Source organism: Ruegeria sp. AA3 (assembly GCF_056542905.1).
The window spans coordinates 103,505-119,965 of the sequence record NZ_JBQGAQ010000013.1; the positions used below are offsets into that span (position 1 = coordinate 103,505).

Below are 16,461 nucleotides of genomic sequence, written 5' to 3' on the forward strand. Positions count from 1 at the left end.
GAAGGCCAAGTTCAAAACTAGTGCTGGCCGCAACCGGCATTCATTCGGTGTCGGCTCAGTCCCGCTCAGCCTACCAAGGCATGTACAAGTAGACTGATTTTGGCCCGCCGCACCGCCGCATGACCGCTGTGAGCCCCAAGGCTAACGAAGAACCGCCAATTGATCATGATCGCTTTTGTGTAGCATCATGTCGTTTAAAGTCATTTCTGGGGGCAGACCAATGGTTCACACTGAAGTTTTTGACACGCAACTAACTGAACTATTTGAATGGCGTCGCGACTTTCATGCACATCCGGAAATCACATTCGACGTTCATAGAACCGCCGGTTTGGTTGCTGAGCGCTTGCATGAGATGGGTGTCGACGAAGTTTATACTGGTATTGGGAAAACAGGCGTCGTTGCCGTGATAAAAGGCGAAAGTACAGCAAGCAACAAAGTGATTGGCTTACGCGCGGACATGGACGCTTTGCCCATGCAAGAGCAGACAAATCTCCCTTACGCGTCAAAAATAGAAGGCCGAATGCATGCCTGCGGACATGATGGGCACACAACGATGCTGCTGGGCGCTGCTCGTTATCTGAGCGAGACCCGTAATTTCAATGGAACTGCGGTTTTAATTTTCCAACCTGCGGAAGAGGCGGAAGGCGGTGGCCTCGCCATGGTTCAGGATGGTCTGATGAATCGTTTTGGTATTCAAAGCGTTTTTGCGCTTCATACGTCTCCTGGTCTGCCCATCGGCCATTTCTCTACTCGCCCGGGTGGCATAATGGGGTCTGCGGACCTATTTGAAGTGCAAATAACTGGAAAAGGCTGCCATGCAGCTTTTCCACACGAGGGTCACGACCCGGCCATTGCCGTTGCTCAGATCATCCAAGGTTTCCAGACGATTGTGTCGCGTTCAATAAATGCGTCGGCACAACACGTCGTTTCAATCACGCAAATCCACATGGGGAATGCAGATAACATCATCGCTGAGACAGCGGAGATCAGAGGGACCGTGCGCAGCCTATCCAGCAAGGCACGTGCTTTGGGCAAACAAAGGATGTACGACATTTGCGCGGGTGTAGCGTCCATGACGGGTACGGATATCGATTTCAATTACATTGACGATTTGCCGGTGACGGAAAACGACCCGAAACAAACCGACATTGCTATTGATGCAGCCTCCAAACTGGTGGGCTCCGAGTCAGTTGACGGCAACCGAACGCCAACCATGGGTGGAGAGGATTTTTCTTTCATGCTTGAGCAACGTCCGGGCAATTTCATGTTTATCGGCAACGGAGATAGCGCGGCATTGCACAACCCAGCCTTCGATTTCAATGATGACGCACTCGCTTATGGCTGCGCGTACTTTGCTACAATTGTTGAGCAACAGTTAGCGATCTGACCCGCACGGAAGTCCGATTGCCGGAATTGACATTGGTGCCGCCGCCGCGAATTGAAGCTTTGTCCCGCGATTCCGACCTCCAAGCTCAGGTAGAATTTGCCGTCGCACCGAATAGCTCATCTGACGGGCTGCATCGCAGAGACGTCCACCTTGGTCGAATGGCTGGTAAGGGCCGTCTACGCAATGAGCTGACGGCGGAGCAGGGAACTGTGCTGCAATGGCATCGAGGTCTGGAGAGAGTCCAAAAAAGACACTGGTGCTGACGCGGCGAAGGAGATTTCGGAAACTATTTTTGCGTTCTGTTGTCTTGCGTGTTTGTGGCAAAATGGCGAAGTCGAATGAACACTGAACGGACAGCGGTAGATATGTAATTGCATTGCTGGCTGCGACCGAATGCACAATCTGCGCCGATTTGGCAAAGGTCAGGCATTTGAGAATTAGGGATTGGCATGTGTTTGCTCCTTTTGCGACGTGAACACTGTGCCTTCACAGGTGGGCGAATACATGAAGAGAGCATCCAGATTTTCTTGAGAAATTTTTCTTCCTTCCCGGGTTGCCCACATTGAGTCATGCTTTGTCTATGAAAGTCACTTTCGGAGATTGCGCTGTCGATACTGGTCGGCAGATGTTTTGGAAGTCAGGTAAATCCGTACGTCTTGAGCCGCAGGTTTTCGACCTGTTGGCTTACTTCTTGCGGAATCCAGGAATAGTGGTCTCGCGCGACGACCTTATTGAATATGTCTGGGATGCCAGGATCGTCTCAGATTCAACTATTTCAACCAGGATCAATGCGGTCAGACGGGCCATTGGCGACAACGATCGTGCGAACCGCATGCTCGAAACGCTGAGTAAGCGGGGTTATCGGTTCTCTGTTGAAGTCACCAGCGACGCGTGGACAGGCCCTGATGCGCCTACAACACGCTCTGATCGCCAGATCACCAAAGCTGCTCGATCCGCAGATGGCACTGTCATCGCCTACGCTACCAGCGGCGAAGGTCCGCCTTTGATGAGGGCCGGGCAATTCCTGACGCATCTGAATATGGATTGGGAGAGTGAAGTCAGGCGACCGACGCTTGATCGCCTTGGCGCACATTTTTCTCTGACGCGATACGATCAGAGGGGGACCGGGCTTTCGGGAATCTCCGCGACGGACTTCGCGCTTGAACGGCTGGTCGAGGACATGCTTGCAGTGGCCGACGACGCCGAACTCGAACGCTTTCCAATCTGGGCGTCGTCACAAGGAGTACCTGTGTCACTGGCATTCGCGGCTGCCTTTCCTGATCGCGTCAGCCGAATGGTCTTGTACGGTGGTTTTTTTCAGGGCCGCACCATCCGTGAGCCCGAACCCAATTCTGTTCAGGCGGATACCTTCCTTGACCTCATATCAGAAGGTTGGGGCAAGCCAGGCGGTGCATTTGGCAAGGCTTATGCAACGTTATTTATGCCCGATGCATCGGCGGCGCAGATTGATGACATGTGCAGGATGCAGTTGGCCTCTGCATCACCAGACACAGCGATCGCACTAAGGCGTTCGATAGACACTTTCGACGTATCAAGCATCCTCGACCAAGTACGGGTGCCGGTTCTCGTGATTCACACAACTGAAGATTCCGTCAATCCAATAAGCCAATCTAGCTTGCTGGCATCGTTGCTGCGAGATGCACAGTTGAGAATCGTTGAAGGTAGAAATCACGTGCCTCTGCCAGGAACAGATGCATGGGAAACGATTATGCATGAATCGCTCGATTTCCTAAGGTCGGCTTAGGTCCGCAACACGGAAATCGCCACGCTCGGATTTGAAGCTCCGGTTGGGGGCTAACCCGGACTTTGCAAATTTACGAGAATGGCTCAAATGAAATTGCCTTTAACCAAACGACGAACATGCTGGAGTGTCGTAAGGCAAACCTGCCGTTCGCAGTACTCCAACAGAATCTCTGCGCGAAACCCTGAATTGCTTTAAGGTTGCGTAAACATCGTTGCTTCCTCACTTTGAGACAAAGTTATCCATGGCAAGATTGAAAGAGAATTAAATGAAACGCCTGTTTCCATCTCTGCCGGAGAACGCAACACTGGGAAGTGTCTATCAAGCCTTTCCAGACAAGCTTTCTCCGCTTTGCGCGTACGAAAGCCTTGTGATGAGGGGCGAGAGCGATCTCTCGGTTGCTGAACGTGAACTAATCGCAGCCTATGTCTCTGGCTTGAATGCATGTGCGTATTGTCATGGGGCGCACATCGTTTTCGCCAAAGCCTACGGCATTGAGGTCGAGACCATCGAGGCACTGATGGAAGACCGCGATACGGCGCCAGTCGAAGATCGTCTCAAACCATTGCTGGCATACATTGAAAAGCTCACTGTCTCGCCATCCCGAATGACAGAAGCCGACGCAAATGCGGTCTACGCGGCAGGCTGGTCAGAGAGCGCGCTGTTCGATGCTATTCAAGTGTGCGGTGTCTTCAATCTTGTGAACCGTTTCATAGAAGGTACAGGTGTTCAAAGCCCTGGCAACGATCCAAGGCAGGCGGACGAAGCCACATTGAACCGATACCGCAGTGACAGCTTCTATACCGATTTCGGACGGGAGAATGGCCTCGACATCCCTTGAATTGATGTTGTTCGAACTCTCGAACCGCTCCGAAAGGCTGGTCCGATATCGCGGCAGAAGCGTCCTCACCTCCCGAGGTTAACCAATTGGTGGGTGCCAGTCGGCACCCTCGGTTAAGTCGTAGCAGAGTAGGGGCTTTTGCTGCATCGGCACCGGGGTCCGAGATGAGCCCGAACTACTGAATGCTGCAACCGGTTCGAATGTCTGGTTCTTTACGTCATCCAAGAGATGGCATTGGCGCAAAACTTTCTGTTCGTTTGCTTGAAAAGACTTCAAATGAAGGCGGAGGCATGTATGGGGCTAAAGATGATCACGCTGTGAGCGCCCCGGCGCCACACTGCCTTTTCGCTGGAACTCGCTTCGACGTCGCGCTCAAACCCTATGTCCGCCAGCATGTGCGGGGCGCTCAGGGCAAGATGCTCCAGTTGCTTTTGTAGCCGCGCGTCAGGTGTTTCTACCCGTGACATAGGCATAAATTTTTTGCACGCAGCCAAAATATCCGTGACTTTCCTAATCGACGAACCATTCCCGAGCAGACCGGTTAACATATAATTTTCCTCATGCTTTCTAGCTTGACTGAGGGATACCGCGAGTGGAGACTTTCAAGCAAACCAAGCTTTTGCATCCAAAGGATTAAAAAAAATGAGCCTTATAGATGACAAGACTACCACCACTTAACGCCCTCAGGGCCTTTGAAGCCGCAGCACGTCACCGCGGTTTTGTGGGTGCAAGCGAAGAGCTCAATGTGACGCGAGGCGCGATCAGTCGGCACGTCAAGCTATTGGAAGACCATATGGGCGTTCAGCTCTTTGAGCGGCTGGCTCAGGGCGTCCGGTTGACGCCAGCGGGCACCGCGTTTCTGCCCACTATATCGGAAGCTTTTGGCATGATCGGGCGCGCAGCGGAAGAAGTTTCCGCGGATGCTAATGAGTTGCGCATCGTTTGCCCGCCGGGGACGTCAATCAGGTGGCTGCTGCCAAAATTGGAAGGCTTCAGAGAAGCTCATCCAGAGTTCAATGTGAGTCTGACAACGGATTTTTATCCAGATGGCGGCTTCGACCCAATCAATGCTGATATAGGTTTCTCTATATCCAACTTGTCGAACCGCTCGCATGATCTTGAGGTGCAGACGCTTTTTCCGATCATTCTCACCCCGGCCTGTACGCCGGACTATCGTCGCAATAAGTCGCTGAAATCTCCTGAGGCGCTTGCCGACTGTGAATTGCTGCACGAAACAAGAAGTCACTCCGACTGGAAGACATGGGTCGGTGCTTTCCGGGACGTAGGCGTAGACCCGGCTAAAGGTCAGGATTTTCCCAACATTGACATCGCAACCAAAGCGGCGGTCATGGGTGTTGGAGTTGTGATGGCCGACCTCGTACTGTGTCGCGAAGAATTGCAATCGGGAACGTTGGTTGCCCCGTTTCCGGACATGGTGTGCAAATCGTCTGACGGTGACATCTGCCTCCTTGCCGGACGTCACAAATGGCACTCTCCCAAGGTTGAGGCTTTTCGATCATGGGCCTACGAGATTGCAGAGGCGGACCGGTTTGCTGCTGAACAATTCTTGCATGGGTAGTGCTCATGCAAACCGAAAGCAGTCATTTAACCGATGGCCCTCAAATGCGGCTTTCGTCCGCACTCCTCGCCTCGGGCAACACAGCATTTTCGCGGACGCAGCGAATGTTGGGTTCGGTGAAGCTGCACTGCGGCGTAGTCTGACACGATGAACGGCAGGAAAGGGCCGATGGTTAGGTCGTGACAAGCGGGGAAGGGGCAAATACAGCGTCTGCTCCGAGGTCCGCTCGGAGCCCGAAGCGGATATCATTTGTGTCCACCCGAAGGATTTATCAAAGCAGGAAAAACATCGTGATATAATAGGGCAGGAAAACTCTAGTATGGAGGCAAACCAATGGCGGTTGAAGCAACCCAAGAACAACTTGAGGCTGGCCGCGGATATGAAACTCTTTTCGTCCCAGCTCTTTTTGCCCCTTGGACCAAGCACCTAGTAAATGGAGTAGGTGTCAATGACGGCGACCATGTTTTGGACATTGCCTGCGGCTCGGGTGCGCTTACAAGAGATGCACTCGCGCGTGCTGGCCAGAAAGGGCGCGTGGTTGGTCTTGATCCAGCTCCCGGAATGATTGCTGCTGCAGGAGAAGTTGAATCCAAAATCGAATGGGTTTTGGGCACTGCTGAGGAACTGCCATTTGATAATGATTCATTCGAGTGTGTTGTTTCTCAGTTTGGCGTCATGTTCTTTCAGGACCGCCAGAAAGCAGCCAATGAAATGTTTCGGGTGATCAAACCGGGTGGGAGACTGGCCATAGCGGCCTGGCATTCCATTGATCAGAACCCCGCGTATGGCGACATTGTTTCGGTATTGGATGAACACGTATCTTCTGCAGCAGGGGATGCTGTCAGGTTGCCGTTCTGTTTAGGAAACCCGGATCAGGTTGCTGAACTATTATCACTTTCCGGCTTTGAAGATATTGATTTTGAAACAAAAACCGAATGCGCAAATTTTCCCAGCACTCGAACCATGGTGGAAGTTGAGCTTCGCGGATGGTTACCGCTGTTCGATATACATCTTAGCGAGGAGAAGGTTTCGGAAGTGTTGATTGAGGCCGAACCTAAACTAGGAAAATACGCTACGCCTAATGGAACTGCCGTATTCCCAACAACCGCTTACATTATGACTGCTCGTAAGTCAGTTTAGCTGGAACATACTGGTTTCGTTTGATTGGCAGCAATGAGCCCAAACCTGCCAAGTGCGGCGGGCTCAGCGAATGTCCGGTTTTCTCACTCCAGTCGCAGTGGGAGGATGTCAGGAACCTTCGCGTAAGGTGCGGGGGGCAGCCAGTTTTGAAATGTCCTCGCCAGTCGCGGATCACCACTCAGAAAGAAGGAACCCAGTTCCGTCTCCTTTGCCAACGTCGTTCGCCCCATGATGATGCCGCCCATCGCGACCAACGTAGTTTCCACATACAGGTCAACATCCAGATCAGGATCGTGAACGCAAAGTTCAGGAGGCGCTCCTCGCTGGGCCAGAAACCAAAATGTGTCGTAGTCCGTTGGCTCATCCCTGAAATGAAATCGGATCACGGATCGCTTGTCAGGCAGAGCATCTACCTGAAGCACGCTTTGACACTTCCACATCATAGGTGAGGCAAGTGTTCCAGCGAGCGCAACCTCTGCCTCAATGTTCTGCTGTGCCCAGACCCCGAGCGCTTTGATGACAGGTTCCAACGCTTCGGACTTCGGCGTACGGAAATAGTCCACGGCACCCGTTGCTTTGTCTTCGACACGCTCAACCAGACCATTGTGCTCCATCTCCGAAAGTCGCCGTGAAAGTACGCCGGGGGAGATGCTGCCGAGGCGTCGTCGCAATGTGTTGAATCTGGTCGCTCCAGCCCAAATCTCCGTCAAAATTGGAATAGTCCATCGAGGTTCCAGCAATTGGCTGGCACGGGAAATCGGACACAGAAGGCCGTATGGTTTGACGTTCATAAGAAACTCCTCACCACCCATCATACCCGACGAAGGCACTTGGGCTAGTACGTCTGAAGTACCAGCATCAGTACTTTCCACGCACTACGCTAGCAGAACTGCGCCATGGTTGTGTTGGTCATCGCAAGGTGAGGAGAAAACGATGACACAGAACAATACCATGACAGGGGTCACAAACGGAGAGTTGTGGGGCCACCGGGCGCAAGATTGGGCAAAGTACCAGGAAGCCTCAATCGCTCCTGTATTTGATGCGGTTCTTGAGCGAACTGGCGTGAGCGAGGGGACCAGATATCTTGATATCGGCTGCGGGGCAGGAATGGCGGCAGCAAAGGCAAGCGCACTGGGCGCGGTTGTGACCGGGCTCGATGCATCAAGTGCCTTGATCGATATTGCCCAGTCTCGGTTACCGGCAGCGGACTTTAACGTAGGAGATTTGCAGCGGCTCCCATTTCCAGATGGGAGCTTTGATCTGGTGACAAGTTTCAACGCAATCCAATATGCCGGGGATGTCGCCGAAGCTTTGTCAGAGGTGAAACGCGTCCTTGCACCAGGTGGCACAATAGCCATCGCGACTTGGGGTGACCCGGAAGGCATGGAAGCAGCTGAGGTAGTGACAGTTTTGAAGCCGCTCTTGCCGCCGCCGCCACCCAACGCACCAGGCCCATTTGCTTTGTCTGATGACAATGTTCTCCGTCGGTTCGTCAAGAAAGGTGGGTTTGAAGCACACGATGTATTCGATATCGACAGCCCCTGGTCGTATCCCGATGAACCGGCGGCACTCGCGGGTCTTGCTGCGTCTGGCGTTGCAGCCAAAGCAATTAGCTTGGTGGGTAAGGATGCGGTGGATGAAGCGCATCGTTCGGCTATTGCGCCATTCCGAAAAGCAGATGGTCGGATTGAATTCGGTGCCACCTTTAAGGTGGTTCTGGCCAAGTCACTAAACGCATAGGCTTGGCGCGAAAAACCTAACCCTCAAAAGCGGCCGTTGCAGAACTCCGGAGCAATGACCGCTTTGTCCCGCAGACCGTTGGTTCGCCAGACACCCATGTTTGCAGCTGCGGCGAATGGCGGCTTTGGCGGGCGCATTGCAGCGATCTCGGATTTTGCTCAATGGCAGGTTTGGGCCGTTCGATACGCGTGGGAATGGGCGAAACCGTCGTTTACAGCAATTACGAACAGCTGATGTCTGCCGCCGAAGGCAATCATTCTCGATGCAAACGAAATGTTAAGCGGCAACTGAGTTCAATACAGCTTCTTTGCACCCTTCAGTCTTTTGAAGCGATTTTGGTTTGGATGACAAACTGCGTCACTGGGTCCAAGCGTTCGTTTTGAAGCAAATTCGCAAGCTGGTTGTCCAAGCGCCTATCATTCCAATTGCGCATAGCAATCGCAATATTCAAAGCCGACGAGCTATCGTGCTCCAACTCGCGGCAAAAAATCCTGATGATTTGATCTCTGAGTGCAGGCGACACCGTACCTGAGTCAGCCAGGGCAAGAATGAGGGATCGCTTATGTTCCTTTCTGAGGTTTGCCGACCCTAACGCGGCGTCGATAACTATGACCGCGTCTGGCCCATCGACAGAAATCCCAGCCAGAGCCCAATCATACGCATATCCCGAGCTTTGAAGAACCGACCTGGGATATCTTGATCGGACAATTTGTCTGGCTTTGTCATCCTCGTCCTGCAGGCCCAGCAGTCGGATCGCAACCGGCACGAAGCTTATCCGCGCGCGGCTGTCAAACTCACGCAATAGCTCGTCGGCGGCAACCGTGTTGCGTAACATCTGAATACTGCCGTAAGGTGCGCGATCAATTTCGATCAGGGCGGTGTCCTTTAGCGCCCGATCTTCGTGCGAAAGGTATCGTGAAAAAAACGCAACACGCGCATCGGACGCCGTTGCGCGGTCCTGCCATAGCTCTGCTTCGGTCCAAAGCGCGTCCAGGAATTTTTCACGCTCGGGGGTCAGCGTGAATATCCTTGTCCACTTGCGTGAAAAACTACGACCGGCACCATCCTTGGCAACGGTTCCGTAGGTCAGCAGAACTGCCATCTCGGGATCAGCGCGGAAGGCAGCTCGGGTTGTGTTGTCGACCAAGAAAGGAATTTCAGGAAATCTCTCCAGATTGTCCGATTTGCCCTTAATGATCTGACGCGGGGCAAATTTGAACGGGTTATTCTGCGCCGGTCCTGCAATGACGGCGACGTCGGCCGTAATCAAATGATCCGCAAGTGAGGCCTCGGGCAGCGTAATGCAAACCTGACATGCCAGCGCCGGACGCAGGCCGAATAGTCCAAGACACAAGATCGAAAAAACCAAGAAAACCCTTGAAATGGACGGACACAAGCGTTTCCAAAAATGGCTGCGGATATGATGGGAACCAGCACGCATCACTCTACTCCTCAACCACACGTCGCAGCCCGTCCAAATCGACCAAGACGGTGCGCCCATATTCCAGACGTATCAGGCCTTCGTCTGCCATTTCTCCTAAATAGACGGAGATCTTCGACAGAGCGATATTTGACAGATCCGCAAGTTCCTGTTGGCTGGCAACGACGGTATCTGTGGCTTCGGCCCCCTGCAATGCGCCGCGCCACCCACCCAATCGCAGAAGGGCGGCAGCGATGCGTTTGCGGGTGGTTCGCTGTGCAAGATCATTGGCCGCGGACATGGCCAGCAATTGGTTCATCGAAGTAAGTCGGGCAAATGCCTCCCACAGATCTGGCCGTGCATTTGCCAGTGGCCGAAACCGGGAATAGGTGATCCTGACCAATCTGACATCGCCTGCGGCCTTCATCTCCACCAGACCGTCAACGCCCAGCAACAACTCTGATTCTCCGAACCAGGCACCGGGGTGGTGGATATGGCCCAGGACCGGTTCCATTTCAGTCAGGGCAAGGCGAACCTGAACCTTTCCAGAGACAGTACCGTAGAGAAAGTTCTGCGGCCCGCCAATTGCGTAAATCGTTTCCTTGTTTTTGTAATCGACGATTTCCGAAATCTGTTTGAGTTTCTCCAAACTTTCTCCGGAAACACCACGAAGCCAGGCCGAGGAAAAAACAGGAAAAGGCTGAGCTTTGGATTTCTTCATCTCAATTACCCCATATGGGAAAGTATTTGGCAAACCGTTCTGTTAGTTTTGCGTAATAACATGCGCGTGACAACACAATAACCACCTGATAATAAACAATATTATGGGGACGCTAAAGATGTATTCCGTTCAAAAGTCACTTGGGCTCCTATTCTCAACCTCCGCATTGAGCCACGCGATTTTAGTATGTGTCGCAGCCACTTTAGCACACTCGGCATTCGCTCAGGATGCGCCTCCGTGGAACCCGGGTGACCGTGAATATTCGCCTTTCCCAACAGAAGAATTTCCAAATCAAGTTCTGTTCGGCGATGCCCATTTACACACGTCCTATTCACCGGATGCCGGAATGATCGGGAATAACCTTGGCCCGGCTGATGCCTACAGGTTTGCAAAAGGCGAGGTCGTGACATCCTCAATGGGCGTACCGGCCCGACTCATCAGACCGTTGGATTGGCTGGCTGTTACCGACCACGCCGAAGGGCTTGGTGTTGCCCCGATGATAAAACGAGACGACCCGCTTATTCTGGAGAATGAATTCGGGCGTCAACTGCATGGTTACGTGAAAGAAGGTACGGCTGAAGCCGCAGGCGAGGCCTGGAACCTTTGGGCCGGTGCGCGCATGGCCAATGAAAACCCATTCTCCGACAACCCAGAGTTTTCAAAGCAGCCCTGGGAGGAAATTATTGATGCCGCTGAAGCAGCCAATGAGCCAGGTTTGTTCACGGCAATGATCGGTTTTGAGTGGTCATCGACACCGGGCGGTGACAACCTGCATCGCGTCGTGTTGTTCCGCGATGGCAAAGACGTTGCCAACACACGAGTCCCGCCGTCCTCTGATCCGGATCCGAACCCAGAAGCACTGTGGGCGTGGTTAGAGGAACTTGAAGCGGAAACCGGTGGGAAAGTTCTGGCCATACCTCACAACGGGAATGTGTCAAACGGGCAAATGTTCGATGACACGTACTATGGCTCTGACAGGCCGATTGACAGCGCCTACGCCAAGCGCCGCGCTCGGTGGGAACCATTGTATGAAGTCACCCAGATGAAGGGCGACGGCGAGGCGCACCCGATGCTGTCCCCGGATGATGAATTTGCTGATTTCGAAACCTGGGACACGTCCAATATGGGGGCCGATGCTAAGACGCCTGAAATGCTGCCTAACGAATATGCACGTCCGGCGTTGGCTCGTGGTTTGGCATATGAAGAAAAACTTGGAACAAACCCCTTCAAATTCGGCATGATTGGATCAACCGACGCACACACCTCGTTATCAACCACGCGCGAAAACAATTTTTTTGGTAAAGTGGCTCAGTTGGAACCGACCGCAGACCCCATTCGGTTCGAAGAACCAATTGCTGGGCGGCTTGGGGCGCCCGAAAACGTGGTCCGCGCCTGGCAAACGTCAGCTTCAGGATTGGCGGCTGTATGGGCAAAGGAAAACACCCGTGAAGATATTTTTGACGCGATGATGCGCCGGGAGGTTTATGCCACTACCGGGACACGCATCCGGGTTCGTGTTTTTGCTGGCTATGATTTCGAAGAATCCGACCTCCCTCGGTCGGACTTCGCGGCGCATGGCTACGCCAATGGCGTACCTATGGGGGGTGATCTGGGAATGAGTGAAGGCCGTGCGCCGCGATTTCTTGTACGCGCCCTGCGCGACCCGGACGGGGCTAATCTGGATCGGGTTCAAATCATCAAGGGCTGGCTGAACGCCGATGGCACCACGTCCGAGAAAGTCTATGACATCTCGTGCGGAGGCCGCGAGTTGATCGAAGGCGTTTGCGACGGTTTGGTCGGCAATACCGTTAACGCGCAGGAAGCCACGTATACCAACGATATCGGTCAGGCGATCTTGGGCGGCTACTGGGAAGACCCGGACTTCGACTCCTCTCAAAGCGCGTTCTACTACGTCCGGGTTTTGGAAATCCCAACGCCGCGCTGGACTACTTTTGATCGCAAGTTCTTTGGAGTGGAGCTGCCGGAAGGTGCACCGGAAGTCATTCAGGATCGCGCCTATACTTCGCCGATCTGGTACACGCCACGGTCTTAAATAGCGACTTTTCAATCCTTTAACACTCTATTGGAGGATGCCCGCAGGTAGCGTGCATCAACGAACGAGGTGACAACGTGACGAAAATGAAATTCAATCCTTGGTCCGCGCTATCTTCTGTTGGCCTTGCGACGTTGGGCATGTTGTCCTCCGAACCTGCACAAGCCGTAGAAGGTGGAATAGGTGCCTATTTCCTCGGGTCGCGCGACACTTTTGCTGCGGTGGTTCCGCCGCCGGGAACTTATGTCGCTTTCACTTACGACCATTTGGAAGGAAGCGTCGAGGGCTTGTCGATCGGTGGCCTGCCAGTTCGTGGCAACGCGGATGTTTCCGTAAACTTGTACCGGTTGAGCATCACTCAGTCATTTGACGCGACGCTTTGGGGGGCGACACCAGCACTTAACCTTGCCATCCCTTTTCCGGACACGAACATTAACATATCGGCCGTAGCTGGCCCGATTGCAGGTCGCCAGATCGAGGACGATTCCTTCGGTATCGGAGACATCGGTCTGACCGGTCTTCTCGGATGGCACCGAGGCAACATGCACTACAGTGCGGGTTTGACCGTATTTGCTCCGACTGGAAATTACGAGACAGCGACGGTGAACATCAGTGGCCGGTCACTGGACGTTCTGTCGAACGGCAAAAATGTCTGGAGTTTCATGCCCACAGTCGCCGCAACCTACACAAACCAAAGCACAGGCTTTGAAGTATCGGGCGCTGCCAGCCTGCTGTTCAGCACAAAGAACCAAGCCACTGACTTTCAAACTGCACCTGCATTTCAGTTGGAGGGGACGGTTATGCAAAGATTTCGATCAGGTTGGGGGGTTGGCTTGACAGGCTACACATACCAGCAGTGGAAAGACGACAGCGGCAGAGGGGCCGATGCATTGAAAGCCGCTCTGGGTGCCAGCAGCCTGAAAGCGAGGGTCAGCGCACTTGGACCGGTCGTAACATATTCGGGAGGAACACTGTTTGGGGCCGATGCATCTCTCAAGTTGAAATACACCCGTGAGTTCTCAGCGAAACGGCGACTGGAAAGCGACATACTGACCGCTCAGATTTCGCTCGCATTCTGACTTGCGAGACGGTGAGAATGAAGACAATCCTGCCGGCGATTGTTGTTGGCGTACTGAGCCCGATTGCTGTTCGGGGGGAGGACAACTCGGAATCGCTGCAAACCGCTGCCAACGATCCGACGGCGTCGATCATGTCGTTTCAGTTGCAGGGCTTTCACTCGTTCAACTTGCACAACTCGCCCGAAGACAGCAGCCTGTTGCAATTCCGCGCAGCGATCCCGTTCACGTTGGGGCAAAGCAACCACATTGCGCGGTTTACACTGCCATATGTGACGGACAGCGCCACCGGGCAGTCGGGGCTGAGCGACACAACAATGTTTGACCTCATGACCTTTGATCGACGCTGGGGTCGTTTCGGCGTTGGCGCGGTGGCTTTGTTGCCCACCGGTGAAGACGGGTTGAGCGCTGAAAAATGGGCTCTGGGGCCAGCTGCAGGCTTTGCGAAACAGGAAAAATGGGGGCTCTGTGGGTTTTTCAACCAGAACCTTTTCACCGTCGCCGGAGATGACGTCCGTCCGGCTGTCGACCTGTCCACAATCCAACCGGTTTTCAACTACAACCTTGGCAATGGCTGGTCCGCCGGAACATCTGAGATGGTGATTGTCTATGATTGGGAGGCCGACGATTTCAACAGCCTGCCGCTGGGGGTCAAGGTGTCCAAGCTCGACAAGGGCGGAGGTCTGCCTTGGCAATGGTCCTTGTCCTACGAACACAACTTTGACGATAACACGATCTCGGTCGCCGACACAGTCAGTTTTACGCTGAAGCTGTTGGTGCCCAAAGGTTACCGAAAACATGGATGGGTCTCTCATGAACGTACACTGGCGCACAACGAACTCTCCGCGCGAGCCAGAGCCGTCGAAGGGTAAACAAAGCTTGTTCCGCCGCCTTGCAACGGAACCCTTTGTCCAATTCACGCTTCTCAGCGTTGCGATCTTTGGCTGGTTCAAGCTGGCGCAACCTGCGGAATGGAGCGCGGAACCAGATATGCGGGTTATCGTTGTCGACCAACAGCAGATTGATCTTCTAACCAGCCAGTTCGAAGACACATGGCGGCGTCTTCCGGATGCTGATGAGTTGGGACAGCTCAAAGAAGGTTGGCTGAACCGGGAAGTTCTGGTGCGTGAAGCGATGGCGCTGGGGCTGGATGATCATGATGAAATCATCCGCAACCGGCTGGTTCAGAAGATGAAGTTCCTATTGGCTTCTCAGGCGCGTAATGCGCGCCCAGAAGACGCGGTATTACAAACTTATTTGTCGGAAAATTCCGAAAGGTTTTCTACCCCGCCCCGTGTCGCGGTCAGTCTTGTCTATCTGGGGCAGAGCCTGAACGATACGTTTGTGGCGGATATCCAAAAGCGTTTGGCCGAAGGGGCGGATCATCGACAGTTGGGGCAGGCGTCGCTGCTACCTTCCGGGTTCGGCCTGAGTGTCCGCACCTCAGTTGACGGAAACTTCGGGGCAGGATTCTTCGAGCAGGTACAGCAATTGCCGCTGGGTGAATGGAGCGGGCCCGTTCAATCGTCTTTCGGACTGCATCTGGTAAGATTGGACAACCTATGGGAGGAGGCTCTGCCGCCGTTGGGCGCCATTCGTTATCGCGTGCTTGCGGACTGGCAGGAAGAACAGACCCAAAAGACAACGCAAACATTCGTCGACAATCTGCGATCTACCTACACGGTTCAGGAACGCATCGAAACAGCGCAGTCTGCGGGTGAATCATGAGGCGTCTGCTCCCTCGTTTTGCGGTATTGGCGGCGCTTCTGATGCCTGCATTTGTCTACGCCCATGCATTGGAACCCGGTTATCTGGAGATCTCGCAGGAAACCGATACTGACTGGCATGTCTTTTGGCGCAAGCCGGACGTTCGGGGCGCGCCGATGGATATTGACGTTGCGCTTCCTGATGTCTGTAGCGCGCCCACTTTCGAAGCCCCTGTCTTTGACGGTCGCGCCTGGATACAGATCTGGCGCATGACCTGCACCGAAGACCTGCGCGGCAATACGATCCAGATTGACAGGTTGGAAGCGCAGCGCACGGACGTCTTGCTGCGAGTGGGGTATCTAGACACGGTGAACATGGCCACCTTCCGCCTGACGCCGGATGCGCCTGCTGTCACGCTGCCTGCGCAACAGGGGCTGGTTCAGACGCTCTGGCAATACGGCGTGTTGGGGTTCGAACATATCCTGGAAGGCTGGGATCACCTGCTATTTGTCTTTGCCCTGCTGGTGCTGATCCGCAACCTGCGCCAGTTGATCTGGGCGATAACCGCCTTTACCGTCGCGCATTCAATCACGCTGGGTCTGGCCACGTTCGGTGTGTTGAACGTACCCGGCCCCCCGGTTGAGGCCGTAATTGCCCTGTCAATCGTCTTTCTGGCCACCGAGGTGCTACGCTCCGACGATAAACCAAAGACACTGGCGAGCCGGTTCCCCTGGGTGATTTCCTTTGGGTTCGGCCTGTTGCATGGCTTGGGCTTTGCCGGTGCGCTGGCCGAGATTGGTCTGCCTGAACAGGACATCCCTGCAGCTTTGCTGGCCTTTAATCTCGGGGTCGAGGCGGGGCAACTGGCGTTCATCTTTGCCGTGCTGGGCCTGTTCGTGGTGCTGAAAAAGACCGCGCAAATCGTCTGGGGCTGGTCCCTCGCGCCGGGGCCGTCGCGCCGTTTCCTCGGATATCCTATCGGATGCATTGCCGCGTTTTGGCTGGCCGAGCGTTTGGCCGGATTTTGATTCAACA

At 54.0% G+C, this 16,461-nt stretch carries 16 protein-coding genes; 13 read left to right on the top strand and 3 right to left on the bottom strand.

Annotated features, from left to right (window positions below; translation table 11 throughout):
* Window positions 1-187: 187 nt before the first annotated feature.
* The 6 genes from ACR0JR_RS19105 to ACR0JR_RS19130 all read left to right on the top strand — a co-directional run bounded on the left by ACR0JR_RS19105 (window position 188) and on the right by ACR0JR_RS19130 (window position 6,709).
* Window positions 188-1,387 (top strand): M20 aminoacylase family protein, encoded by a 1,200-nt coding sequence (locus ACR0JR_RS19105; protein WP_480457508.1) that lies wholly within the window; start codon window positions 188-190, stop codon window positions 1,385-1,387.
* A gap of 580 nt (window positions 1,388-1,967) precedes the next feature.
* Window positions 1,968-3,152 (top strand): alpha/beta hydrolase, encoded by a 1,185-nt coding sequence (locus tag ACR0JR_RS19110; protein ID WP_480457509.1) that lies wholly within the window; start codon window positions 1,968-1,970, stop codon window positions 3,150-3,152.
* A gap of 265 nt (window positions 3,153-3,417) precedes the next feature.
* Window positions 3,418-3,990: a carboxymuconolactone decarboxylase family protein gene (locus ACR0JR_RS19115; RefSeq protein ID WP_480457510.1), complete on the top strand. Its 573-nt coding sequence runs from the start codon at window positions 3,418-3,420 to the stop codon at window positions 3,988-3,990.
* Between the two features lie 182 nt (window positions 3,991-4,172).
* On the top strand, window positions 4,173-4,427 hold the full coding sequence (locus ACR0JR_RS19120; RefSeq protein ID WP_480457512.1) for a hypothetical protein: 255 nt from the start codon (window positions 4,173-4,175) through the stop codon (window positions 4,425-4,427).
* 218 nt (window positions 4,428-4,645) lie between these two features.
* Complete coding sequence (locus ACR0JR_RS19125) at window positions 4,646-5,569, top strand: LysR substrate-binding domain-containing protein (RefSeq protein ID WP_480457513.1); 924 nt, start codon at window positions 4,646-4,648, stop codon at window positions 5,567-5,569.
* 333 nt (window positions 5,570-5,902) lie between these two features.
* The gene (locus ACR0JR_RS19130; RefSeq protein WP_480457515.1) at window positions 5,903-6,709 is read left to right on the top strand and encodes a class I SAM-dependent methyltransferase; all 807 of its coding nucleotides are present in this window, start codon (window positions 5,903-5,905) and stop codon (window positions 6,707-6,709) included.
* 83 nt (window positions 6,710-6,792) lie between these two features.
* On the opposite strand, the gene ACR0JR_RS19135 is transcribed toward ACR0JR_RS19130, so the two are convergent.
* A complete protein-coding gene (locus ACR0JR_RS19135) occupies window positions 6,793-7,500 on the bottom strand; it encodes a winged helix-turn-helix transcriptional regulator (RefSeq protein WP_480457516.1) in 708 nt (235 codons plus the stop codon).
* Window positions 7,501-7,642: 142 nt separating this feature from the next.
* Here ACR0JR_RS19135 and ACR0JR_RS19140 point away from each other — a divergent pair, with 142 nt between their 5' ends.
* Together ACR0JR_RS19140 and ACR0JR_RS19145 are read left to right on the top strand one after the other, a co-directional pair.
* The gene (locus tag ACR0JR_RS19140) at window positions 7,643-8,449 is read left to right on the top strand and encodes a class I SAM-dependent methyltransferase (protein WP_480457517.1); all 807 of its coding nucleotides are present in this window, start codon (window positions 7,643-7,645) and stop codon (window positions 8,447-8,449) included.
* A 54-nt stretch (window positions 8,450-8,503) separates the two neighbouring features.
* Window positions 8,504-8,683, top strand: coding sequence for a hypothetical protein (locus tag ACR0JR_RS19145; RefSeq protein ID WP_480457519.1), 180 nt, complete (start codon window positions 8,504-8,506; stop codon window positions 8,681-8,683).
* Window positions 8,684-8,765: 82 nt separating this feature from the next.
* Here ACR0JR_RS19145 and ACR0JR_RS19150 read toward each other — a convergent pair whose 3' ends face one another.
* Both ACR0JR_RS19150 and ACR0JR_RS19155 read right to left on the bottom strand, forming a co-directional pair.
* On the bottom strand, window positions 8,766-9,890 hold the full coding sequence (locus ACR0JR_RS19150) for a hypothetical protein (protein ID WP_480457521.1): 1,125 nt from the start codon (window positions 9,888-9,890) through the stop codon (window positions 8,766-8,768).
* Window positions 9,891-9,894: 4 nt separating this feature from the next.
* Window positions 9,895-10,518 (bottom strand): Crp/Fnr family transcriptional regulator, encoded by a 624-nt coding sequence (locus ACR0JR_RS19155; RefSeq protein WP_480457522.1) that lies wholly within the window; start codon window positions 10,516-10,518, stop codon window positions 9,895-9,897.
* A 190-nt stretch (window positions 10,519-10,708) separates the two neighbouring features.
* Between ACR0JR_RS19155 and ACR0JR_RS19160 the strand changes: the two genes are divergently transcribed.
* From ACR0JR_RS19160 to ACR0JR_RS19180, 5 genes are all read left to right on the top strand, one after another.
* Window positions 10,709-12,643: a DUF3604 domain-containing protein gene (locus ACR0JR_RS19160; protein ID WP_480457524.1), complete on the top strand. Its 1,935-nt coding sequence runs from the start codon at window positions 10,709-10,711 to the stop codon at window positions 12,641-12,643.
* A gap of 86 nt (window positions 12,644-12,729) precedes the next feature.
* Window positions 12,730-13,722 carry a SphA family protein gene (locus ACR0JR_RS19165; protein WP_480457564.1) on the top strand — a complete coding sequence of 331 codons (993 nt, stop codon included), beginning with the start codon at window positions 12,730-12,732 and terminating at the stop codon, window positions 13,720-13,722.
* A gap of 17 nt (window positions 13,723-13,739) precedes the next feature.
* Window positions 13,740-14,591, top strand: a complete 852-nt coding sequence (locus ACR0JR_RS19170; protein WP_480457525.1) for a hypothetical protein — start codon at window positions 13,740-13,742, stop codon at window positions 14,589-14,591.
* Complete coding sequence (locus ACR0JR_RS19175; protein ID WP_480457527.1) at window positions 14,533-15,447, top strand: peptidyl-prolyl cis-trans isomerase; 915 nt, start codon at window positions 14,533-14,535, stop codon at window positions 15,445-15,447. The genes ACR0JR_RS19170 and ACR0JR_RS19175 overlap by 59 nt, the downstream gene beginning before the upstream one ends.
* A complete protein-coding gene (locus tag ACR0JR_RS19180; protein WP_480457528.1) occupies window positions 15,444-16,454 on the top strand; it encodes a HupE/UreJ family protein in 1,011 nt (336 codons plus the stop codon). Before ACR0JR_RS19175 ends, ACR0JR_RS19180 begins: the two co-directional genes overlap by 4 nt.
* The last annotated feature ends 7 nt before the right edge of the window (window positions 16,455-16,461 follow it).

Excerpts from the sequence above, each read along its gene's own strand:
- ACR0JR_RS19120 (WP_480457512.1), top strand. The coding sequence starts at position 4,173 with ATGCTGCAACCGGTTCGAATGTCTGGTTCTTTACGTCATCCAAGAGAT.
- ACR0JR_RS19170 (WP_480457525.1), top strand. The coding sequence starts at position 13,740 with ATGAAGACAATCCTGCCGGCGATTGTTGTTGGCGTACTGAGCCCGATT.
- ACR0JR_RS19145 (WP_480457519.1), top strand. The coding sequence starts at position 8,504 with ATGACCGCTTTGTCCCGCAGACCGTTGGTTCGCCAGACACCCATGTTT.
- ACR0JR_RS19160 (WP_480457524.1), top strand. The coding sequence starts at position 10,709 with ATGTATTCCGTTCAAAAGTCACTTGGGCTCCTATTCTCAACCTCCGCA.
- ACR0JR_RS19175 (WP_480457527.1), top strand. The coding sequence starts at position 14,533 with ATGAACGTACACTGGCGCACAACGAACTCTCCGCGCGAGCCAGAGCCG.
- ACR0JR_RS19165 (WP_480457564.1), top strand. The coding sequence starts at position 12,730 with ATGAAATTCAATCCTTGGTCCGCGCTATCTTCTGTTGGCCTTGCGACG.
- ACR0JR_RS19135 (WP_480457516.1), bottom strand. The coding sequence starts at position 7,500 with ATGAACGTCAAACCATACGGCCTTCTGTGTCCGATTTCCCGTGCCAGC.
- ACR0JR_RS19130 (WP_480457515.1), top strand. The coding sequence starts at position 5,903 with ATGGCGGTTGAAGCAACCCAAGAACAACTTGAGGCTGGCCGCGGATAT.
- ACR0JR_RS19125 (WP_480457513.1), top strand. The coding sequence starts at position 4,646 with ATGACAAGACTACCACCACTTAACGCCCTCAGGGCCTTTGAAGCCGCA.
- ACR0JR_RS19150 (WP_480457521.1), bottom strand. The coding sequence starts at position 9,890 with ATGCGTGCTGGTTCCCATCATATCCGCAGCCATTTTTGGAAACGCTTG.
- ACR0JR_RS19110 (WP_480457509.1), top strand. The coding sequence starts at position 1,968 with ATGAAAGTCACTTTCGGAGATTGCGCTGTCGATACTGGTCGGCAGATG.
- ACR0JR_RS19105 (WP_480457508.1), top strand. The coding sequence starts at position 188 with ATGTCGTTTAAAGTCATTTCTGGGGGCAGACCAATGGTTCACACTGAA.
- ACR0JR_RS19115 (WP_480457510.1), top strand. The coding sequence starts at position 3,418 with ATGAAACGCCTGTTTCCATCTCTGCCGGAGAACGCAACACTGGGAAGT.
- ACR0JR_RS19140 (WP_480457517.1), top strand. The coding sequence starts at position 7,643 with ATGACACAGAACAATACCATGACAGGGGTCACAAACGGAGAGTTGTGG.
- ACR0JR_RS19180 (WP_480457528.1), top strand. The coding sequence starts at position 15,444 with ATGAGGCGTCTGCTCCCTCGTTTTGCGGTATTGGCGGCGCTTCTGATG.